Here is a 22,224-nt window from a genome sequence, read left to right as displayed (position 1 = left end):
TCATGGGAGGGCTGTTTTTATGAAAATGAAGGCTGTTTTAAAATCATTGCTGATTGCTTACGGTATTACAGGTGTTTTTTTATTGTTTCTTGCACTGGCACTTTTTTCGTTTGACCTGTCAGAAAAAGCAGTTCGGGCAGGAATCCTTGCAGCGTACATATTAGCCTGCCTGACCGGTGGATATGGGGCTGGAAAAATGCTGAGAAAAGAAAAATATCTGTGGGGACTGTTGGTAGGAAGCTGTTATTTCTTTTTGCTTTTGATGGTCTCTGTCCTGGCAGGTGGGAAACCAGATATGACAATGAAACATATGATCACTACGTTTTTTCTGTGCCTGGGCGGCGGAACTCTTGGCGGGATGTTGTCCTGACCCTGTAGTGGACAATTGAAAACCTTACAAAAAAGACTTTTAAAATGTATGAATCTATGCTATACTTACCAGAGAATTTACATAAGGAGGATCCTATGATGGAGCATATTAAAACATTAAATACAAAGAATCTTCAGAATACTGTAAAAAAGGGCGGCTGTGGAGAGTGCCAGACTTCCTGTCAGTCTGCATGTAAGACTTCCTGTACAGTAGGAAATCAGAGCTGCGAGCATAAATAAGACCTGGCGTATTATGAGAAGCTGTATAGGCAGCAGATCACATTGGATGCCATAGCAGTTTGCTGTGAAAGTGAAAGTAAGCAGCGGGATGATTTCCGCTGCTTATTCCTGCTTGTGCTGACAATGTGTGGATAAAAATAGAAAGGACGTCAGAAAAATGAGTCTGATTCACCGTTATCAAAGCAACGGTTACAATATTGTATTAGATATCAACAGCGGATGCATTCATGTTGTAGATCAGGTTACTTATGAAGTATTACCTTATCTGGAGCAGGGGATGGATGCAGATCAGATCAGTGAGAAGCTGAATGACCGCTTCCCTGAGGAACAGATCCGCACATCGGTTGCTGAGTGTGAGAAGCTTCAGAAAGAAGGCATGCTTTTCACAAAGGATATTTATGAAAATGTAATTGATGAATTTACCAATAACAGACAGACTGTAGTAAAGGCACTTTGCCTTCATATTGCACATGACTGTAATCTGGCCTGTCGTTACTGTTTTGCTGAAGAAGGAGAATATCACGGACGCAGGGCACTTATGTCATTTGAAGTAGGGAAAAAGGCCCTGGATTTCCTTATTGCCAATTCAGGATCCAGACATAATCTGGAAGTGGATTTCTTTGGCGGTGAACCGCTAATGAACTGGCAGGTTGTGAAGGATCTGGTGAAGTACGGCAGAGAGCAGGAAGCTCTTTATAACAAGAAATTCCGCTTTACGCTTACCACCAACGGTGTACTGCTGAATGATGAGGTTATGGAGTTTTGCAACAAGGAAATGGGCAATGTGGTACTGAGTGTGGATGGAAGAAAAGAAGTCCACGACCATATGCGGCCTTTCCGCAAGGGAGCTGGCAGCTATGATCTGGTGATTCCCAAGTTTATAAAGTTTGCAGAATCAAGAAATCAGGACAAGTATTATGTCCGAGGTACATTTACCCATTATAATCTGGATTTTTCCAAGGATGTACTTCATCTGGCAGATTTGGGCTTTAAGCAGATTTCTGTGGAGCCTGTAGTGGCAGCTCAGGATGAGGATTATGCTATCCGCCCGGAGGATGTGCCACAGATCATGGAAGAGTATGATCTTCTTGCAAAGGAAATGATAAAAAGGGAAAAAGAAGGAAAAGGATTTAACTTCTTCCACTTTATGATCGACCTTACAGGAGGCCCCTGCGTGTATAAACGGCTTTCAGGCTGTGGTTCAGGTACTGAGTACCTTGCAGTCACACCTTGGGGAGATTTCTATCCGTGCCATCAGTTTGTAGGTGAAGAAGAATATCTGATGGGTAATGTGGATGAGGGCATTGTAAAGCCACAGATCCAGAAGGATTTTTCTAAATGCAATGTATATACAAAGCCAGCATGTAAAGACTGTTTTGCCAGATTTTACTGCAGTGGCGGATGTGCAGCAAATGCCTATCATTTCCAGAAAGACATTAATGGTAATTATGAAATCGGATGCCAGCTCCAGAGGAAGCGTGTGGAGTGTGCTATCATGATAAAGGCTGCCCTTGCAGAAGAATGATCTTTTGCAGACCTATACGACAGCTACAAAATTAAATTAAGAAGGGACAGGAACAATGAAGAAATCAAGAGGCGTTGTAGTGCTGATTCTTGTAGCTATCCTGACAGGACTGTTCTGTTTTACAGCAGCTGTTGGATTTGGACCTACAGGAACCGGTTCAGCCAAGAATATCAAGACTGGTCTTGATCTGGCAGGCGGTGTCAGCATTACATACAAAGCAAAAGAAAGCAACCCAAGCAGCGAAGATATGAACGATACTGTTTATAAGCTGCAGAAACGTGTGGAACAGTACAGTACAGAGGCACAGGTATACCAGGAAGGCAGCGACCGTATCAATGTTGAGATCCCTGGTGTTACAGATGCCAATGCAATTCTGGAAGAACTGGGCAAGCCAGGTTCTCTTTGTTTTATCCAGCAGACTGGTGATGACGGGGAAAATAACTTCCAGTATGATGCTAACAGTGATACCGGATACAGCCTGACAAGAGATCTGGATGAGATCCGGAAGCAGAATGGTGTTGTTCTTGAGGGAACAGATATAGCTGATGCTACTGGTGGTGCTATTCAGCGTCAGAATACAGGAACAAAGGAATATGTTGTAAACCTGACCCTTACAGATGAAGGAAAGAAAAAGTTTGCAGATGCTACAGAAGCAAACGTAGGCAAACAGATCGCTATTGTTTATGATAATGGGATCTTAAGTGCACCAACTGTAAATGAGGCCATTACCGGTGGTAAGGCAGAGATCAATGGACAGAAGAGCGTAGAAGAGGCACAGGAGCTTGCTTCTTACATCCGTATCGGTTCCCTTAGCCTGGAGCTGGAAGAGATGAAATCCAGCGTGGTTGCAGCACAGCTTGGAGAGAAAGCGATTTCTACCAGCGTGATCGCAGGTGCCATTGGTCTTGTGATCGTTATCCTGTTTATGATCCTTGCATATAGGATCCCAGGTTTGGTAGCTGGTATTGCCCTTGTATTCTATACCGCAGCAATGCTTATTACATTAAATGCCTTTGATATCACTCTTACGCTTCCGGGTATTGCAGGTATTATTCTTGGTATAGGTATGGCAGTGGATGCCAATGTTATCATTTATGCCCGTATCCGTGAAGAGATCGGTGCCGGAACATCCGTCAGAAGTGCTATTAAGGCTGGTTTCTCCAAAGCATTTTCTGCCATCTTTGACGGTAACATTACCACACTTCTTGCAGCACTGGTGCTGATGAAGCTTGGTACAGGTACAGTTAAGGGCTTTGCTTATACACTGGCGCTTGGTATTGTAATTTCCATGTTTACGGCTTTGGTTGTTTCAAGGATCGTGATCAATGCATTATACGCAGTTGGTATTCATAATCCCAAATTCTATGGACAGACCATGGAAAAGAAGCCGATCAATTTTGTTGGAAAGAAAAAGCTTTTCTTTACAATTTCACTGGTTATTATTTTAGCAGGTTTTGTTGCAATGTTTATTTTCAGCAAAACTTCCCACAAGGCTTTAAATTACAGCCTTGAGTTCTCAGGCGGTACTTCTACTACTGTAACCTTTAACGAGGATATGGATATCAGCCAGATCGATTCTGAAGTGACTCCGGTAGTAGAGAAGGTTACAGGTGACAAGAATGTTCAGCCTACCAAGGTTGTTGGTACTAATCAGGTAACGATCAAAACACGTTCCCTGAATCTTGAAGAGCGTGAAGCATTAAATAAAGCACTTGTAGATAAATTCGGTGTTGATGATTCTCTGATCTCTGCAGAGAGCATCTCAGCAACTGTCAGCAATGAGATGAGAAGAGATGCCATCGTTTCCGTCATTGTTGCTGCGATTCTGATGCTTCTGTATATCTGGTTCAGATTTAAGGATATCTGCTTTGCAGGCAGTGCGGTACTTGCATTGATTCATGATGTGCTGGTTGTGCTTACTTTCTATGCAATTTCCAGAACATCTGTAGGTAATACTTTTATTGCCTGCATGCTGACTATTGTTGGTTATTCCATTAATGCAACCATCGTTATTTTTGACCGTATCCGTGAGAATCTTCACGGAAGCAAGAATCCGGATCATATTGAAGAGGTTGTTAACAGAAGTATTACCCAGACCCTTACAAGAAGTATCTATACTTCCCTTACCACATTTATCATGGTAGCAGTGCTTTATATGATGGGTGTTTCTTCTGTGAAAGAATTTGCAGCACCGTTAATGGTTGGTATCCTTTGCGGAGCATATTCTTCTGTATGTATTACAGGATCTCTGTGGCTGACAATGAAAGGACACTGGAGAAAGGCAAAGGTTCAGCCTGCAGCTGTAACAGCTTCCAAGGTATCAGCACCTAAGAAAACTACAGCGAAAAAGCCTTCCAAACAGGAACCACCAAAAGCTGATCCTGCACAGCCTAAAAAGAAAAACCGTAAGAGAGTCCAGGAACGTCTGGCAGCTCAGGAAGCGGCTAATAATGCGCAGGAAAGCAATAAGAATGAATAAATAGAGAAAGTTCGGGACAGGCCTTTGGGTCTGCCCCGTTTTCTTATGTGCAGGAGAAGTTACATGGAAAAATGGTTTGTTTCTGCGAAAAAAGCAGATTTTAAGGAAATCGGAAGACAATTCGATATTGATCCTGTGATCGCCCGGCTGATCCGCAACCGAGATGTAACTGGTGCAAAAGCCATACAGGAATATTTGCGGGGAACCATTCAGGATATTCCGGGACCAGAACTTTTAAAAGGAATGAAAGAGGCAACTTCCATATTGAAGCAAAAGATCAGGGAAAAAAAGAAAATCCGTATTATCGGTGATTATGATATTGACGGAGTGACTGCTACGTATATCTTGATCAAAGGCCTGGAACGATTGGGGGCAAGGGCGGATACTTATATTCCTGACCGTATCACGGATGGTTATGGGATCCATATGCCGTTGATCTACAAGGCACTGGAGGACGGGGTTGATACCATCGTTACCTGCGATAATGGGATTGCAGCGTCAAAGGAGATTGGCTTTGCAAAAGAAAAAGGCTTGACGGTGATTGTTACGGATCATCATGAGGTCCCTTTTATTGAAGACAATGGAGAAAAAACCTATATTCTTCCACCGGCAGATGCTGTGATCAATACGAAACAGCCAGGGTGCCCCTATCCGAATAAGAATTTGTGCGGCGCTGTGGTTGCCATGAAGCTGATCTGGGCTTTATATGATGACAGTCATATTCCGGAAACTGAAAAAGAAGAGTTTCTGGAACTGGCAGCTATTGCTACGGTTGGAGACGTAATGGATCTTCAGGGTGAGAACAGGATTTTGGTGAAGGAAGGACTGAAACGTCTTCCATATACAAAAAACAAAGGCCTTCAGGCATTGATCCGTGTAACAGGACTGGAAGGAAGCAGGATTTCTTCTTATCACATTGGGTTTGTGCTTGGCCCCTGTATTAATGCCAGCGGCAGGCTTGATACAGCAGCCAGGTCCTTACGACTGCTTCAATGCGAGGATGCAGGCGAGGCAGCCAGGCTGGCCGGAGATTTGAAGGCATTAAATGACAGCCGGAAGGCATTAACAGAAAAAGGAAAGGATGCGGCGATACAGCTGATCGAAAATACAGATCTGAAAAAGGATCTTATACTTGTAGTATATCTGCCGGAATGCCACGAAAGCCTGGCAGGAATCATTGCAGGGAGGATTCGGGAAAAATATAACCGGCCGGTTTTTGTACTTACAAAGGGCGAAAAAGGAGTAAAGGGCAGCGGACGGTCAATCCAACAGTATTCAATGTTTGAGGAATTAGTGAAATGTGGGGATCTGCTGGATCAATATGGAGGACATCCTATGGCAGCAGGTCTGTCTCTTCCAGAGGAAAATGTTTCTTTGCTGCGAAAAAGGTTGAATGAACAGTGTAATCTGAAAGAGGAGGATCTGATTCCTAAGGTTATCATTGATGTGCCAATGCCGATTTCGTATATTTCCACGAAGCTGGTAGAACAGCTGTCTTTGTTGGAACCTTTTGGAAAAGGAAATACAAAGCCGTTGTTTGCCCAGAAAAATGTGAAGGCAATAAATTCACGTGTAATCGGGAAGAATCATAATGTGACAAAGCTTCAGTTGATGGATGAACAGGGCTATGTGATAGAAGCGGTTTATTTCGGCAATATCCCTGAGTTTATGGATTTCCTGTCTGCAAGAGATAAGATATCTGTTACTTATTATCCTGAGATCAATCGGTATCAGGGCAGGGAAACACTTCAGGTGATCATTCAGAATTATTGTTGACCGGAGATGGCTGCTGTGAATGGAGCAATCAGTAACCGGAGATGGCAGAATATGCTGTATCTATGGGGTTTTTGATTGATTATAAATAAAAAAGGTGATATACTTAAATCTATTGACAAAAAACATGGTTGAGAAAATGTTTGAGGAGGAAACAATAATATGAAAAAAATAGAAGAATATGTCAGAAGTATTCCGGATTTCCCGGAGCCGGGGATTATTTTCAGAGATATTACCAGTATTTTGCAGGATGCAGATGGACTTCACCTTGCCATAGATTCGCTTCAGGATCTGATCAAAGATGTAGATGTGGATGTGATCGTAGGCGCTGAGTCCAGAGGTTTTATTTTCGGAATGCCTATGGCATATAACCTCCACAAACCATTTGTACCGGTAAGAAAGAAAGGAAAACTTCCCTGTGAGACGATTTCCCAAAGCTATGACCTGGAATACGGACAGGCAGAGATCGAGATCCATAAGGATGCCATTAAGCCGGGACAGAAAGTAGTGATCGTAGATGACCTGATTGCTACAGGCGGTACCATGGAAGCTGCCGTGAAGTTGATCGAAGAGCTTGGCGGAGAAGTTGTAAAGATCCTTTTCCTGATGGAACTTGCCGGATTGAAAGGCCGTGAAAAGCTGAAAGGATATGATGTAGCGTCTGTGATCCGCTATGAAGGAAAGTAAAACAGTCAGACTTTGTACAGGGTAGGTGATAAGAGATGGCAGAAGTAAATACAGTCACAGATGCCTTGGATCAGGCATCCCAGATCGAAGCAGAGAAGTTGGCTTCTGTAAAAAAGGCAGATGCAGCTGTAAAGACAATGAGCGACTTTACCAGCCCGGAAGTGCTATATCAGGAATTGATCAGCAGTGTCCGGAAATATCATCCGTCCACAGATATCTCCATGATTGAGAAAGCTTATAAGGTTGCCAGTGAAGCACATAAGGATCAGAAAAGAAAATCCGGAGAGCCCTATATCATTCATCCTCTGTGTGTAGCGATCATACTGGCTGATCTGGAACTGGACAAAGAGACCATTGTAGCAGGACTGCTTCATGATGCAGTGGAAGATACATGGATGACATATGAAGAAGTGGAAAAGGAATTTGGCGGAGAGGTGGCTCTCCTTGTTGATGGAGTGACGAAGATCGGCCAGTTATCCTATTCCTCTGATAAGGTTGAAATGCAGGCAGAAAGCCTGCGTAAGATGTTTCTTGCCATGGCTAAGGATATCAGGGTTATTATGATCAAACTGGCAGACCGGCTTCATAATATGCGTACACTTCAGTATATGACTCCTGCCAAACAGCAGGAAAAGGCCCGTGAGACAATGGATATTTACGCACCTATCGCACAGCGTCTTGGTATTTCCAAGATCAAGGTGGAGTTGGACGACCTGTCTCTGAAGTACCTTAAACCAGAGGTGTATTATGATCTGGTTGAAAAGGTTGCATTGCGAAAAAGTGTGCGTGAGGAATTTGTTGGGAAGATCGTTAATCAGGTCAAACAGCATATGGTGGATGCCAATATTAAGGCTCAGGTAGATGGCAGGGTAAAGCACTTCTTCAGTATCTACAAGAAGATGGTGAATCAGCACAAGACTATAGACCAGATATATGATCTTTTTGCTGTACGTATCCTGGTAGACACAGTGAAAGACTGCTATGCTGCTCTTGGCGTGATTCATGAAATGTATAAGCCTATTCCCGGAAGATTTAAGGATTATATTGCAATGCCAAAGCCAAATATGTATCAGTCTCTTCATACCACGCTGATTGGGCCTAACGGTCAGCCATTTGAAATCCAGATACGTACTTTTGAAATGCACAAAACAGCTGAATATGGTATTGCAGCACACTGGAAATATAAAGAATCAGCAGATGGCAAGAAGCCGGTTGGTAAAAGTGAAGAAGAAAAATTAAACTGGTTAAGACAGATTCTGGAATGGCAGAGGGATATGTCAGACAATAAAGAGTTTATGAGTCTTCTGAAAAATGACCTGGATCTTTTTGCAGATAGTGTATATTGTTTTACTCCCCAGGGCGATGTGAAAACACTGCCAAATGGCTCCACTCCTATTGACTTTGCTTATAGTGTACACAGCGCAGTAGGGAATAAGATGGTAGGAGCCAGGGTCAATGGGAAGCTTGTACCTATAGAATACCGTATTCAAAATGGTGACCGGATTGAAATCATCACATCCCAGAATTCCCAGGGACCAAGCCGTGATTGGCTGAATGTTGTAAAGAGCACACAGGCAAAGAACAAGATCAACCAGTGGTTTAAGAAAGAACTGAAAGAAGATAATATCCTGAAAGGAAAAGACATGCTGACTCAGTATGCCAAGTCCAAGGGATTTAAGATCGGCAATTACACCAAGCCACAGTATCTGGAGGCTGTTCTGAGAAAATACGGATTCCGTGACTGGGATTCCGTGCTGGCGGCCATCGGACATGGAGGTCTGAAAGAAGGGCAGGTTTTTAATAAGCTGGCAGAAGCTTATGATAAAGAAAACAAAAAGAATCTTACAGACGAGCAGGTCTTGGAGGCTGCACAGGAAGCACCGGAGCGAATCCATGTAGCTAAGGGTAAAAGCGGTATTGTGGTTAAGGGCATTCATGATGTGGCAGTGCGCTTTTCAAAATGTTGTAATCCGATCCCAGGAGATGAAATTGTAGGTTTTGTTACAAGAGGCCGTGGTATCACCATTCACAGGACAGACTGTGTGAATGTGATGAATATGTCAGAGATGGACAGAAGCCGCCTGATCGAGGCTGAATGGCAGCAGGATAACAGGGTATCCGAGCAGTATATGGCAGAGATCAATGTATATGCCAATAACAGGACAGGTCTTTTGGTAGACATTTCCAAGATCTTTACTGAGCGTAAGATCGATGTGAGAAGTATTAACAGCCGTACTAACAAGCAGGAAAAGGCTACGATTTCCATGAATTTTAATGTGAGCAGTAAAGAAGAACTGAATTCACTGATTGAGAAGATACGCCAGATCGACAGCGTGATCGATGTGGAACGTACTACAGGCTGATTTTTTATACCCGAAGGTGGAAAGGACAACATGGGAAGATTAAAGGTAGAACAGCTGGTTTTAGGACCGGTAAGTACAAATTGTTATTTCGCATTAAACCAGGAGACAAAAGAACTGCTGATCATTGATCCGGCAGATCAGCCAGAGCGGATCTTTCAAAAGGTAGCCCAGATGGAAGGGACTCCTGTAGCTGTCCTTCTTACTCATGGCCATTTTGACCATATTTCTGCAGCAGAAGCAGTGAGAGACAGATATGATATCCCTGTTTATGCCTGTCCTCTGGAGACAGAGATGCTTTGGGAGCCATCTGTGAATATGACCCAGTATTATGGCAGACCGGTTTCCATGAAGGCCGACAAAATGCCCTCAGATCTGGAAGTTTTTGAAGCAGCCGGGTTTAAAGTTCAGATGATCTTTACACCAGGACATACAAAAGGCAGCTGTTGCTATTATTTTAAAGATGAAGATGTACTTTTTTCCGGAGATACCCTGTTCCACGGTTCTGTAGGCAGGACGGATTTTCCGGGAGGGAGTTCGGCACAGATTGTGGAAAGCCTGCACAGGCTGGTAGATGCGCTTCCGGAAGATACGGTGGTATATCCAGGACATGATACATCAACTACCATTGGTTATGAAAAGAGGTACAACCCTTTTGTATAAGATAGAGATTTGTTTTCTTGATAAAGATTTTGAACATGATATATATGAGCTGATCAAAGCTTTTTATCCGGAAGCAGAGATCCGTATGACTTATGAAGCAGAGGAAACGCACTTCTGTGATCTGCTATTTGTGTCTTCAAAAGCAGAAGGAAGTTATCTGATCCGGTATGAGGGAGAAGGAAAAAGCGGGCAGATCAGTATTAAAGAAAGTGAAAGCCGCAGGGAGAATAAAGACCACCTGAAATATGCCCTTTATCAGGATGTGCTGGTTAAGCTGACAGGACGCACGTTACCCTGGGGGAATCTTACCGGTATCCGTCCGGTAAAGCTGGCTATGGGGATGTTGGATACAGGCCTTACCAATGTACAGACAGCACAGGAGATGCGGGATCGGTATCTGGTCAGCCCTAAGAAAACAGCACTGGCTGTTGCCATTGCCAACCGGGAAAAAGATATCCTGAAGGATATTGATTATGATAAAGGGTATAGCCTTTATGTAGGGATTCCGTTTTGCCCAAGTATCTGTCTTTATTGTTCTTTCAGCTCGTATCCATTGAAGCTTTGGGCATCAAGAACTGACGAATATCTGGATGCGCTGTGCAAAGAAGCTGAAGCTGTGGCCAGCCTTATGAAAAGCCTTGGCAGGAAGCTGGATACGATTTATATTGGCGGAGGAACACCTACTACACTGGAGCCTTATCAGTTGGAGAGGCTGTTGGATTGTCTGAGCCGTCAATTTGGATATGATGGACTTCTTGAATTTACTGTGGAAGCAGGCCGGCCGGATAGCATTACAAAAGAAAAACTTGCATCGATCCATAGATTTCCTGTTACCAGGATTTCTGTAAATCCACAGACTATGAATCAAACCACTTTGAATCTGATCGGCAGGAAGCATTCTGTAGAAGATACAAAGAAGGCATTTGAGCTGGCAAGAGAGCAGGGATTTGACAATATTAACATGGATCTGATCGTAGGCCTTCCTGGCGAGGATTATGCCATGGTAGAGTATACACTGGAACAGGTAAAGGCACTGGATCCGGACAGTCTTACTGTACATTCTCTTGCAGTAAAACGCGCAGCAAGGTTGAATATCTTCAGGGATCAGTATCAGGAAATGACCTTTGAGAATAATCAGGAAATCATGGAGCTTACCATGAAAACAGCCTACGAAATGGAAATGAGCCCGTATTATCTGTACAGACAGAAGAATATGAAGGGAAATTTTGAAAATGTAGGCTATGCCAAGGTTGACAAAGCAGGAATTTACAATATACTGATTATGGAAGAAAAACAGCCTATTATTGCTCTTGGTGCTGGTGGTTCTTCCAAGCTGGTTTTTGATCACGAAAGACGGATCGAACGTGTGGAAAATGTAAAAGATGTTACCAATTATATTTCACGTATTGACGAAATGATCCAGAGAAAACAGACCGGGATTACCAGATGGCTGCGTGATTGGAGGGAGGATTCGTGAGCAGAACCAAGGAGAAGAATCCTGCCTCACAGGACAGACTGCTGGAATTTGACCTGTCTACAGAATTAAAACATGGCATTGCAGTAAGCAATCTGGCGTATGCAGTCGCAAAGGAAGTTGGACTGCCCGAGGATCAGTGTTACCAGCTGGCAGTGGCCGGTGTGCTTCATGACATTGGTAAGCTGAAACTGCGCAGCTACATTAATGGACAGGAAAATAATCCTCTTGTGATCGAGGAATTGAAATATGTGCGAATGCATTCTGCACTTGGATATGAAGAACTGAAAGATCAGGGGTATTCTGATTTTATTCTGGAAAGTATTTTGTATCATCATGAGAATTTTGATGGTACCGGATATCCATCCAATAAATGTGGGGAAGAGATTCCCATTGGAGCCAGGATCCTGAGAGTTTGTGATGTTTTCTGTGCTTTAAGCTCAGACAGACCTTATCGCAGGGCTTTTGACAGAATGACAGTAGTTGGACTGATGATCGATGAAGTAAAGAATTTTGACATGGAAATTTTTCTCGCTTTTCAGCGGGTAGTTCATAAGGAGGAACACGATGGCATTAAAGAAGAAACCGGTAACAGGGATGAAGGATATTCTTCCCAGGGAAATGGAAATACGGAATTATGTGACCAGCATCATCCGTGAAACATATGCATCTTTTGGTTTTACATCTATAGAGACTCCCTGCGTGGAGCATATTGAGAATCTTTGCAGCAAGCAGGGCGGAGAGAATGAAAAGCTTATCTTTAAGATCCTGAAAAGAGGCGAAAAGCTGAAGCTGGAAAGTGCAAAGGAAGAAGGAGATCTGGTGGATTCCGGACTTCGTTATGACCTGACACTTCCCCTTTCCCGTTATTATTCCAACAATTCCAATGATCTGCCGGCTCCTTTTAAGGCTTTGCAGATGGGATATGTATGGAGGGCTGACAGGCCACAGAGAGGTCGTTTCCGTCAGTTTATGCAGTGCGATATTGATATTTTGGGTGAGGCTACTTATATGGCTGAGATTGAGTTGGTGCTTGCTACCACCACCCTTCTTGGCAAACTGGATTTCCACAATTTTACTATCCGTATCAATGACAGGAAGATCCTGAAGGCTATGGCACAGTATAGTGGTTTTCCGGCAGATAGTTTTGATACGGTATTTATCATCCTGGATAAGATGGATAAGATCGGACTGGATGGAGTGGCTGAGGAACTGGAAAAGGAAGGCTTCACAAAAGAAAGCATTGACACCTACCTTGGAATGTTTAAGGAGATCACAAACGATGTGGAAGGCGTTCGCTTTATAAAAGAAAAGCTGAAGGATGTGCTTGATCCTAAGGTGGCAGAGGATCTGGAAACCATTATTTCTACTGTTGACTCTGTAAAGACTGCAGATTTCAAAATGAGTTTTGATCCTACTCTTGTAAGGGGAATGTCTTATTATACAGGCCCGATTTTTGAGATCGCTATGGATGAATTCGGTGGAAGCGTTGGCGGTGGCGGCCGTTATGATGAGATGATCGGTAAGTTTACAGGCAGCAATACCAGTGCCTGTGGTTTTTCTATTGGATTTGAGAGAATTGTTATGCTGCTTCTGGAAAGAGGCTATCAGATTCCTGGACAGGGTGCAAAGAAAGCATACCTGATTGAGAAAAACATGCCTGCAGATCGTCTTGCACAGATTTTTGCACAGGCTGACCAGGAAAGAAAAGAAGGAACGCAGGTAAATATTTCCATTATGAAAAAGAATAAAAAATTCCAGAAGGACCAGATGACAACTGAAGGATATACAGAGTTTGTTGAGTTCTTCAAGGAAAAGAGATAATAAGCAGGAGGAGCAATAGACATGGCTGAGAGCATGCAGGGACTGCACAGAACATGCAGATGTGCAGAAGTTACGAAAGAAATGATTGGCAGTGAAGTGACCCTGATGGGATGGGTGCAGAAGGCAAGAGACAAAGGTGGTATTATATTTGTTGACCTTCGTGACCGTTCCGGGATCATGCAGCTTATTTTTGAAAACGGGATCATTGATGAAGAGGGATTTGCAAAAGCCGGAAAGCTGCGCAGCGAATATGTGATCGCAGTTGTTGGAACAGTGGCAAAAAGAGGTGGTGCAGTAAATGCAAACCTGGCAACCGGTACCATGGAGGTTCAGGTAAGATCCTTAAGAGTCCTTTCTGAATCAGAAGTACCTCCTTTCCCGGTAGAAGAAAACAGCAAGACAAAAGATGAAGTGCGTCTGAAATACAGATATCTGGATCTTAGAAGACCAGATCTTCAGAAGAATCTTATGTTAAAAAGCAAAGTAATGATGCTTACCAGACAGTTCTTTGCAAATGAAGGATTTTTGGAGATTGAAACACCAATGCTTGGAAAGAGCACACCGGAGGGTGCCAGAGATTATCTTGTTCCGTCCCGTATCCATCCGGGAAGCTTCTATGGCCTTCCACAGTCTCCGCAGCTTTACAAGCAGCTGCTAATGTGTTCAGGATATGATCGTTATATTCAGATTGCAAGATGTTTCCGTGATGAGGATCTTCGTGCGGACCGCCAGCCGGAATTTACACAGATCGATATGGAGCTTTCTTTTGTGGATGTTGATGATGTGATCGATGTGAATGAAAGATTTCTTTCCTATCTGTTTAAACAAGTACTTGATCTGGATGTGAAGCTTCCGATCCAACGGATCACATGGCAGGAGGCAATGGATCGTTTCGGATCTGACAAGCCGGATATGCGTTTTGGAATGGAACTTCATGATGTAAGTGATATTGTGAAGGACTGCGGATTTTCCGTATTTACTTCTGCTCTTGAAAACGGCGGCAGCGTTCGCGGTATTAACGCAGAAGGTCAGGGCGAAATGCCAAGAAAGAAGATCGACAAGCTGGTAGAATTTGCGAAGGGCTATGGGGCAAAGGGTCTTGCTTATATTGCCATTGCAAAGGATGGTACAAGAAAGTCAAGCTTTGCCAAATTTATGACAGAGCAGGAAATGGATGCCCTGGTTCAGGCAATGGATGGAAAGCCAGGAGATCTGCTTCTGTTTGCGGCAGATAAGAAAAAGCTTGTATATGATGTTCTGGGAGCACTTCGTCTGGAAATGGCAAGACAAATGGAACTTCTTGATAAGAATGAGTATAGGTTTGTATGGGTAACAGAGTTCCCGCTGCTTGAGTGGAGTGAGGAAGAGAATCGCTATACAGCTATGCATCATCCATTTACAATGCCGATGGAGGAGGATATCCCTCTTCTGGATACAGATCCTGGAAAGGTTCGCGCAAAGGCTTATGATATTGTACTGAACGGCAATGAGATTGGTGGAGGAAGTGTCCGTATCCATCAGGATGATATTCAGGAAAGAATGTTCAAAGAACTGGGCTTTACGCAGGAAGCTGCGTATGAGCAGTTTGGATTCCTTCTGGATGCATTTAAGTATGGTGTTCCGCCACACGCAGGACTGGCTTATGGCCTTGACCGTCTGGTAATGCTGATGGCAAAGGTAGACAGTATTCGTGATGTGATTGCATTCCCGAAGGTAAAGGATGCATCCTGTCTGATGACAAAAGCACCACAGAGAGTCAGCGAGGCACAACTGAAAGAACTGGGATTGGAAGTTGCTCCGGAAGAAGAATAATAAAAAGAATCAATAAGAAAATAAAAAGCTGCCTGAGCGCTGTACAAACTGTGAAATGCAGAACGTACAGTGTGGGGCAGCTTTTTTTATTGCAGGTTATTCGGTGACGGTATCATCTACCGGACTGGTAGTCAATGTGCCGAAAATAGCATTTCCAAGCTCACCATTGCTGTCATCCAGCTTCCAGGAAACACCATCATTGATTAGGCACAGACTGGCATCTGCAGTCTTTGTAGCAGTGTTGGCGGTGATACAATCAAGCAGCATGTCATAAGATTTATCAAGCCTTTTTTCAAGACCGTCAATTACAGCATCTGGAGACGCAAGGTATTCATTAAGTTTTTTCTGGTAAGAAGTAAGAATGGTTTCACTGTCGAAGGTGGTAATCTTCGTAGTAACCACAGCCTGGTAACCGTTGATCTTGCTGTCCTTAAATTCATAATTAAAAGTATTATGTACCTGGGTGACAAGGGCGGAGGCAATGGCATTCCGGGTAGTATCTGAGGTGTTCAGAATACTTTCCACACCAAGAAAGCTGCTCATTTCTTCGGTATTCATTTCTGTCAGAGAATCAAGGTAGACTGTCAGAGTATCTTCAGGGGAAAGAATATCCGGATCAGACAGATAAGTCATAAGACCGCCGACAAGGTCATTTTCCAGGGCATAGGTTCGCTTGATCTCCCAAGCATTATGATCATTCATTGCCAGTTCAATGGTGCAGTTACGTTCAATGGAATCATAATCATCAGATGCAAGCAGCTCCTTCATGATCAGATAAAGATCTGTCAGTGAAAGGGAAGAGGACTTGGAATCCTGGTCATTTTCCATGTGGGCTGCACTCTGGATCTCACGCTGTAGCTTGGCAGCAGTAAAATCCTTTGCAAGAGCATTGGCATCCAATGTTACCAGCCGAAGGGAAGCAGAAGCTGTCTGTTTGTCCTTGTCAACATCAACATCCAGGATCTTATAATCAAAATCCTGAAAAAAGAGAGGAAATACATCTTTTATTTCATTTGATTGCTTCTGGTCATCTTTTATATCCGGGAACAGTTCCTTATAGGAAAAATACTTACTGGCAGTATCAGAATCCAGATTTTTTAGAAGATCCAGATCATTTTTGATAGCCTTTTTCACTGCTCGTTTTTCGCTGTGGAAACATCCGAATGCCATAATGGCAAGGATGACAACCAGCAATGGAATCAGCCGCTTTGCTGTTTTCATAAACCCTAGTTCCTTTCCGAAATAATATAGGTCTATTTTACCAGATTTATTTAAAAAAGTCAAAAAAGCTTAAAATCTATACGATTTTTATAAAAAAAGAATGAAAAATTTGTGAAATTTGTATTAGTACCCTGATTTACTTTATTTTTGTAAATGAATCTGCTATGATAGAAAAGATAAAAGATGGGGCAGCCCGGCGGGGATGCCATTATGTCCAGAGAATGGACAAGGAGGTCATTATGAAGAAACGCGGTATTGTCATTGGGGGGATTATTGTCATTGCCGGTGCAGTTGGTGCAGGAGGCTGGTATTATTATAAGAATAACAGCACTACAGCATCTGCAGATGGCGATGTGGTATATGTTACAAAGATCAGTGACCTGAATGTAGATAATTCAGGCACACAGAACCGTTTTGCAGGAGTAGTGGAAGCCCAGGAAACAGTGAAAGTCAACATTGAAAGCGGACGAAAGGTTAAGGAAGTCCAGGTCAAGACTGGTGACGAAGTTAAGAAAGGCCAGCTGCTGTTTGAGTATGACCTGAGCAGTATCCAGGACAGCCTGAAGCAGGCACAGCTGGATCTGGACCGTCTGAAAAATGAAGCCATTAGCCTGGACCAGCAGATCGCTACTCTGGAAAAAGAAAAAAAGAAAGCATCCAAGGATCAGCAGCTTTCCTATACCATTGAGATTGAGACAAATAAGATGAACCTTAAGAAAAATGAGTATAGTCAGGAAAGCAAGCAGGCGGAGATTGACAAGCTTCAGAGTGCGACGACCAATACAGAGGTACGCAGTGAGATCGATGGAGTGATCCAGAAGATTGATACCACCAAGCTTAGTTCAGATGACGGAGATACATTGGACGATGATTCTACAGGTATGGATTATAGCTCTGATAGCAGTGACAACAGCGCATTTATCACCATTCTCAGTACAGGAGCCTATCGTATCAAAGGTAAAGTCAATGAGATGAATCGCTATTCTATTGTTCAGGGAGAGCCTGTGATCGTTCGCTCCCGTGTAGATGACCAGCAGATCTGGCATGGGACTATGGGGGCTATTGATGAGCAGAGCAGCAATTCTTCTTCAAACAATGGCTATTATGGTATGGTAGATTCAAGCGGTGATTCAGATACCACTTCCAGTACCTACCCCTTTTATGTGGATTTGGAGACATCTGACGGACTGATGCTTGGTCAGCATGTTTACATAGAGAAGGATGAGGGTCAGGAAGATAAAAAAGAAGGCGTATGGCTCAGTGATTTTTATATTGTGGATGCAGATTCCCAGGATCCATATGTATGGGCTGCCGATGAAGATGGGAAGCTAAAGAAGCGCAAGGTTGTTCTTGGCCAGTATGATGAAGGGCTGATGGAGTATGAGATTGCAGATGGCCTTACTGAGGACGACAGCATTGCATTTCCTACAGAGGCTCTGACAGAGGGATTGAATACAGCAGATGCAGCATCGATGCCTGCAGGTGCAAGCATGTATTATGGTGAGGACAGCACGGATAGTTCAGACGGAACCGACAATTTGGACGGATCCGATGATGCGGATGATTCCCAGAGTTATGACGGTGAAGATGATGCAGATCCAATTATGGACGAAAGCTCCGGTGATGGATATATGGATGATTATTCAGATGAAGATATGCAGCCGGATGAAGAGCTGGGCGATGGGGATGTGATCGGCGGAGCCGATAGTATGGATGAGGATTTTGATGCCTATACCCAGGATTATTCGGATGATATGAATAGTGATGTACAGTATGGGGCTGATGATACGGAGGCAGCAGGATGATCCTTGAATTAAAGAACATATACAAAGAATATATACAGGGAAAGATGAGTGTGCCGGTTCTGAAGAATGTGGATTTTTCCATGGAGGAAGGTGAATACGTTGCTATTATGGGACCTTCCGGTTCCGGAAAAACTACACTGATGAATATTATCGGATGCTTGGACCAGCCTACTCAGGGACAGTTTTTCCTGGATGGGGAGGATGTAAGTAAATGCACCGAGAATCAGATGTCTGATATCCGGCTGCGTAAGATCGGATTTGTATTTCAGAGCTTCCATCTGCTTCCCAGACAGTCAGCACTTACCAATGTAGAACTTCCGCTGAATTATGCAAAGGTTCCTAAGAAAGAACGCCGTGAGAGGGCTTTTCAGGCTCTGGAGCGTGTGGGGCTTGCCGACAGGGTAGATTTTCTGCCAAATCAGCTTTCCGGCGGGCAGATGCAGAGAGTTGCAATTGCAAGAGCTATTGTGAATAATCCTAAGCTCCTTCTGGCAGATGAGCCTACAGGAGCCCTTGACAGTAAGTCTGGGGCTCAGGTTATGGAGCTGTTCCAGAAGCTGAATGATGAAGGGGTATCTGTGCTTATGATTACCCATGATGCAGAGATTGCTGCCCATGCCAAGCGAATGGTTATGATCCGGGACGGCGAAGTGTGGGAAAAGAGGTGATAGCATGAGCAGGATAAAGAAAGTGATCATAGTTCTGGTGATCGTAGCTTTGGTTGTTACAGGAGCAGCCAAAGGTCTGACCTATATGCGGAAGAACAACGAGACAGTGGTACAGGTGGCATCTGTAGGGGATCTGGCCAGTGATTATTATTCTCCGACCACCAATCTGGAAGCTAATGTGACCAGCAGTGTATCTCAGAATATTACAGTAGATAAAGATATGATCATTCAACAGGTTTATGTTAATAAAGGAGATTCTGTAAGCAAAGGTGATAAGCTGGTCTCTTTTGACATGACCCTTGTGGAGATGGAGCTTAATATTGCCAGACTGAAAAAAGAAAAACAGGAACAGGATCTGGCAAAATCAGAACGTAGATTGAAAGCCCTGAAAAACGGTGGAGCTCTTACAGAAGAAGATGCAGGCGGTTCCGCAGATAATATAGACGATTCCACAGATGACAGCGGCGATTCTGATATGGATAGCCTGTCTGGGGATGATATGGCTATGGCAGGACAGGACAATAGCCTTACAGATGTGGGCGGTAATTATCTTGCGCTGGCTATCAACCCTATTTTACTGGAGGCTTTTACAGATGCAGTTGGAAGCGGGAATGATTCTGAAGAAAGCGATGTGCAGGAGGATGGTTCTTCGGTTGCAGCAGATGATGTATATGATGCAAATGAATCCGGCCAGTTCAGTGATCAGGCAGGTCAGGACTCCTCAGATAATCAGTTTACTTCAGGAGAGGATAATATCTATCCGATCACACCGGAACCTACACCTACCCCTGTCTTGGATGAAGAAGTTGATTTTGTGGATGGCACTACCAATCCTGAAGAACCGGATCTTACAGATGGGGATGAGAAGTTTTATCAGACCTTGGACTATGACACAGAGCCATTTGTGGGCAGCGGTACTAAGGATGACCCATATGTTTTTCTTTGCAGTAATGCCAAAGGAAAGGTAGAGCTGACCGGCGGTTTTCTGAACCGTATGGCAGGATATAATGAAGATGGGACAGAAGTGCTTCATAAGAAAGGATATTGGTATTTGCTGGAGTTCCATCAGAATGATACCATTGCAGATTATACAGACAGAACCCAGTCCTGTATTGGATATTATCTGGTGAATGGACATAAGCTGAAGAAAACAGTGGATCCTTCTGCGTCTCTGGAGCTGACAGTAGAGGAGGCCAGCCATTATGAGCCGGAAGAACCAGAAGAACCGGATATTCCAGGTGATGGGGGAAGCTCTTCTGTGAATATTTCCAGAAGTGATGCCATCAAATTATATAAGAACCGGATTGCAACTCTGAAGCTGGATATCCAGGAAAGTGAGATTAAGATCTCACAGCTGGAGAAAAAGATGAACCGTCAGATCATTTACAGTAAACTGGACGGTACAGTTACCACTGTAGGAGATCCTGTAACAGGCACTCCTGAAGATGACAGCAGTGTATTTATGAGTGTAAAGAATAAAGACGGATATTATGTTGTTGGCAAGGTTGGTGAGCTTCTTCTTGACTCTGTAAAAGAGGGAACCATTCTTCAGTGCACCAATTACACTTACTATGATGATGGAGAAGAAAGCACCAGCCAGTTTGAAGCAGAAGTTATGGATGTGTCTGAGTATCCTGTTTCTTCTGACAGCAGCTATTATTATGGTGACGGCAATCCGAATGTATCTGAATATCAGTTCACAGCTGTGATCCCGGATAAATCTGTAAAAGTGCGGGATGGAGATTATCTGAACATTCAGCTGACCGAAGAAACCAAAGCCAAAGGGATCGTCCTCTCCAAAGCTTTTGTTCGGTCTGATAATGGTAATTCTTACGTGTATAAGGACGATAAGGGTGTGTTGAAGAAACAATATCTGTCTATCGGAGGTAATGTTGATAATGGGTACAGTGTCTTGATCACAGGCGGGATCACCAGGGATGACAAGATCGCATTTCCATATGGCAAGGATGTGGCTGAAGGAGCTAAGACCAAGACAGTTTCTGCATCCAAGATGTATGGTGAAGACGATTACAGTGACAACGGAGGTGATTTTGAATGATAGAAAATATCAGGCTGGCCTTTCAGGGGATATGGTCTCATAAGATGCGTTCTTTCCTTACTATGCTGGGTATTATTATTGGTATTGCGTCTATTATTGCAATTGTTTCTACCATCAAGGGTACCAGTGAACAGATCAAAGAAGATCTGATCGGATCCGGGAATAACACAGTTTCTGTGAATCTGTATTATGGAGACAGTACATACAGTGCTGAATACGGGGACAGCAATGCAACGCCTCCCCTTCTTTCCGAGAATCAGAAAGAAGAAGTCAGAAAAGTAAATCATGTTGAGAATGCAACTTTCTTTTATAACAGATCCTACAGCAGCAATGTATATTACCAAAATACAAGCTTCCAGGGAGGGCAGATATACGGTATTGATGTGAATTATATGGATACCTGTGGCTATACTTTGCGTTCCGGAAGAGCTTTTGTACAGTCGGACTATGACAATTACCGGAAAGTGGCACTGGTGGATTCCAATGCTGCTGAGAATATCTTTCCGGGAGAAGATCCTGTGGGGAAGATCATTGAAATAGGAGAAGAGCCATATACGGTAGTCGGGGTTGTGAATCAGGATGAAGATTCTATGCCAAACATCGAGAATATCAATCAGTTTTACGAGTATTTTCAGAGTGTTATGGGCACAGTTATGATCCCCAGCAAGTGCTGGCCAATTTCTTTTCAGTTTGATGAACCGGAGAATATTGTGATCCGGGCCGACAGTACAGACAACATGAGTGAGGCAGGCAATGGAGTTGCCAAGGCTTTGAATAATGAGATTAAGGCTGCAGACAGTTCGACCAAGTTTGAGTATAGAGCCAAGGATGTAATGCAGAAGGTTAAGAATCTTCAGAAACTTAGTGAAAGCACCAATCAGCAGCTGATCTGGATCGCAAGCATTTCTTTGCTGGTAGGCGGTATTGGAGTTATGAATATCATGCTTGTCTCAGTTACAGAGAGAACTAAAGAGATTGGTCTTAAGAAGGCTATCGGGGCAAGAAAGAAGACCATTCTGAACCAGTTCCTTACAGAAGCAGCTGTACTTACAAGTATAGGTGGTATTATCGGTGTAGTTCTGGGCATTGCCCTGTCGAAGGTAGTATCCAAGGTGGCCGGTTCACCTACAGCCATCAGCGTTCCTGCCATTGTAGGATCTGTGGTATTTTCTATGCTGATCGGTATTATTTTTGGCCTTCTTCCTTCTGTAAAGGCAGCAAATCTGAATCCTATTGATGCACTAAGAAGTGAATAAGAGTAGTTC

17 protein-coding genes are annotated in these 22,224 nt (G+C 43.5%); 16 read left to right on the top strand and 1 reads right to left on the bottom strand.

Translation table 11 applies throughout. The features are described from left to right. Positions 1-19 precede the first annotated feature (19 nt). The 12 genes from OCV61_RS13615 to aspS all read left to right on the top strand — a co-directional run bounded on the left by OCV61_RS13615 (position 20) and on the right by aspS (position 15,206). The gene (locus tag OCV61_RS13615; RefSeq protein ID WP_158422258.1) at positions 20-370 is read left to right on the top strand and encodes a TIGR04086 family membrane protein; all 351 of its coding nucleotides are present in this window, start codon (positions 20-22) and stop codon (positions 368-370) included. A gap of 98 nt (positions 371-468) precedes the next feature. Further along, on the top strand, positions 469-609 hold the full coding sequence (gene scfA, locus OCV61_RS13610) for a six-cysteine ranthipeptide SCIFF (protein WP_015524633.1): 141 nt from the start codon (positions 469-471) through the stop codon (positions 607-609). Positions 610-766: 157 nt separating this feature from the next. Next, positions 767-2,134, top strand: coding sequence for a thioether cross-link-forming SCIFF peptide maturase (gene scfB / locus OCV61_RS13605; protein WP_262583022.1), 1,368 nt, complete (start codon positions 767-769; stop codon positions 2,132-2,134). A gap of 55 nt (positions 2,135-2,189) precedes the next feature. Then, positions 2,190-4,613, top strand: a complete 2,424-nt coding sequence (secD, locus tag OCV61_RS13600) for a protein translocase subunit SecD (protein ID WP_158422257.1) — start codon at positions 2,190-2,192, stop codon at positions 4,611-4,613. Between the two features lie 63 nt (positions 4,614-4,676). Then, complete coding sequence (gene recJ / locus OCV61_RS13595; RefSeq protein ID WP_158422256.1) at positions 4,677-6,389, top strand: single-stranded-DNA-specific exonuclease RecJ; 1,713 nt, start codon at positions 4,677-4,679, stop codon at positions 6,387-6,389. 159 nt (positions 6,390-6,548) lie between these two features. Beyond that, entirely contained in the window at positions 6,549-7,073 is a 525-nt protein-coding gene (locus OCV61_RS13590) for an adenine phosphoribosyltransferase (RefSeq protein WP_158422255.1), read from the top strand. 35 nt (positions 7,074-7,108) lie between these two features. Further along, positions 7,109-9,436: a RelA/SpoT family protein gene (locus tag OCV61_RS13585; protein ID WP_262583019.1), complete on the top strand. Its 2,328-nt coding sequence runs from the start codon at positions 7,109-7,111 to the stop codon at positions 9,434-9,436. Between the two features lie 30 nt (positions 9,437-9,466). Next, positions 9,467-10,096 carry an MBL fold metallo-hydrolase gene (locus OCV61_RS13580; RefSeq protein WP_158422254.1) on the top strand — a complete coding sequence of 210 codons (630 nt, stop codon included), beginning with the start codon at positions 9,467-9,469 and terminating at the stop codon, positions 10,094-10,096. Further along, on the top strand, positions 10,068-11,573 hold the full coding sequence (hemZ, locus tag OCV61_RS13575) for a coproporphyrinogen dehydrogenase HemZ (RefSeq protein ID WP_158422253.1): 1,506 nt from the start codon (positions 10,068-10,070) through the stop codon (positions 11,571-11,573). Before OCV61_RS13580 ends, hemZ begins: the two co-directional genes overlap by 29 nt. Continuing rightward, positions 11,570-12,229 (top strand): HD-GYP domain-containing protein, encoded by a 660-nt coding sequence (locus OCV61_RS13570; RefSeq protein WP_158422252.1) that lies wholly within the window; start codon positions 11,570-11,572, stop codon positions 12,227-12,229. Before hemZ ends, OCV61_RS13570 begins: the two co-directional genes overlap by 4 nt. After that, positions 12,138-13,394 (top strand): histidine--tRNA ligase, encoded by a 1,257-nt coding sequence (gene hisS, locus OCV61_RS13565; protein WP_158422251.1) that lies wholly within the window; start codon positions 12,138-12,140, stop codon positions 13,392-13,394. The genes OCV61_RS13570 and hisS overlap by 92 nt, the downstream gene beginning before the upstream one ends. 21 nt (positions 13,395-13,415) lie before the next feature. Then, positions 13,416-15,206, top strand: a complete 1,791-nt coding sequence (aspS, locus tag OCV61_RS13560) for an aspartate--tRNA ligase (RefSeq protein WP_158422250.1) — start codon at positions 13,416-13,418, stop codon at positions 15,204-15,206. Positions 15,207-15,302: 96 nt separating this feature from the next. Here the strand turns inward: aspS and OCV61_RS13555 are convergent, their stop codons facing one another. Beyond that, entirely contained in the window at positions 15,303-16,427 is a 1,125-nt protein-coding gene (locus OCV61_RS13555; RefSeq protein WP_158422249.1) for a hypothetical protein, read from the bottom strand. A 239-nt stretch (positions 16,428-16,666) separates the two neighbouring features. On the opposite strand from OCV61_RS13555, the gene OCV61_RS13550 reads away from it, so the two are divergent. Genes OCV61_RS13550 through OCV61_RS13535 form a run of 4 tightly spaced genes read left to right on the top strand, consistent with a single transcriptional unit; the run spans position 16,667 to position 22,215 of the window. Next, the gene (locus OCV61_RS13550) at positions 16,667-18,232 is read left to right on the top strand and encodes an efflux RND transporter periplasmic adaptor subunit (RefSeq protein ID WP_158422248.1); all 1,566 of its coding nucleotides are present in this window, start codon (positions 16,667-16,669) and stop codon (positions 18,230-18,232) included. Further along, positions 18,229-18,900 (top strand): ABC transporter ATP-binding protein, encoded by a 672-nt coding sequence (locus OCV61_RS13545; protein WP_158422247.1) that lies wholly within the window; start codon positions 18,229-18,231, stop codon positions 18,898-18,900. The genes OCV61_RS13550 and OCV61_RS13545 overlap by 4 nt, the downstream gene beginning before the upstream one ends. Positions 18,901-18,904: 4 nt before the next feature. Beyond that, positions 18,905-20,959, top strand: coding sequence for an efflux RND transporter periplasmic adaptor subunit (locus OCV61_RS13540; protein ID WP_158422246.1), 2,055 nt, complete (start codon positions 18,905-18,907; stop codon positions 20,957-20,959). Further along, a complete protein-coding gene (locus tag OCV61_RS13535) occupies positions 20,956-22,215 on the top strand; it encodes an ABC transporter permease (protein ID WP_158422245.1) in 1,260 nt (419 codons plus the stop codon). Before OCV61_RS13540 ends, OCV61_RS13535 begins: the two co-directional genes overlap by 4 nt. Positions 22,216-22,224: the final 9 nt, after the last annotated feature.

Origin of the sequence: Blautia ammoniilytica, from assembly GCF_025566965.1 — a bacterium.
Lineage (GTDB): Bacteria > Bacillota > Clostridia > Lachnospirales > Lachnospiraceae > Blautia_A > Blautia_A ammoniilytica.
This window is presented reverse-complemented; position numbering and strand designations above follow the sequence as displayed.

Bases quoted from the DNA above. Each gene is read 5' to 3' on its own strand.
- OCV61_RS13615 (WP_158422258.1), top strand. From the start codon at position 20: ATGAAAATGAAGGCTGTTTTAAAATCATTGCTGATTGCTTACGGTATT.
- scfA (WP_015524633.1), top strand. From the start codon at position 469: ATGGAGCATATTAAAACATTAAATACAAAGAATCTTCAGAATACTGTA.
- scfB (WP_262583022.1), top strand. From the start codon at position 767: ATGAGTCTGATTCACCGTTATCAAAGCAACGGTTACAATATTGTATTA.
- secD (WP_158422257.1), top strand. From the start codon at position 2,190: ATGAAGAAATCAAGAGGCGTTGTAGTGCTGATTCTTGTAGCTATCCTG.
- recJ (WP_158422256.1), top strand. From the start codon at position 4,677: ATGGAAAAATGGTTTGTTTCTGCGAAAAAAGCAGATTTTAAGGAAATC.
- OCV61_RS13590 (WP_158422255.1), top strand. From the start codon at position 6,549: ATGAAAAAAATAGAAGAATATGTCAGAAGTATTCCGGATTTCCCGGAG.
- OCV61_RS13585 (WP_262583019.1), top strand. From the start codon at position 7,109: ATGGCAGAAGTAAATACAGTCACAGATGCCTTGGATCAGGCATCCCAG.
- OCV61_RS13580 (WP_158422254.1), top strand. From the start codon at position 9,467: ATGGGAAGATTAAAGGTAGAACAGCTGGTTTTAGGACCGGTAAGTACA.
- hemZ (WP_158422253.1), top strand. From the start codon at position 10,068: ATGAAAAGAGGTACAACCCTTTTGTATAAGATAGAGATTTGTTTTCTT.
- hisS (WP_158422251.1), top strand. From the start codon at position 12,138: ATGGCATTAAAGAAGAAACCGGTAACAGGGATGAAGGATATTCTTCCC.
- aspS (WP_158422250.1), top strand. From the start codon at position 13,416: ATGGCTGAGAGCATGCAGGGACTGCACAGAACATGCAGATGTGCAGAA.
- OCV61_RS13555 (WP_158422249.1), bottom strand. From the start codon at position 16,427: ATGAAAACAGCAAAGCGGCTGATTCCATTGCTGGTTGTCATCCTTGCC.
- OCV61_RS13550 (WP_158422248.1), top strand. From the start codon at position 16,667: ATGAAGAAACGCGGTATTGTCATTGGGGGGATTATTGTCATTGCCGGT.
- OCV61_RS13545 (WP_158422247.1), top strand. From the start codon at position 18,229: ATGATCCTTGAATTAAAGAACATATACAAAGAATATATACAGGGAAAG.
- OCV61_RS13540 (WP_158422246.1), top strand. From the start codon at position 18,905: ATGAGCAGGATAAAGAAAGTGATCATAGTTCTGGTGATCGTAGCTTTG.
- OCV61_RS13535 (WP_158422245.1), top strand. From the start codon at position 20,956: ATGATAGAAAATATCAGGCTGGCCTTTCAGGGGATATGGTCTCATAAG.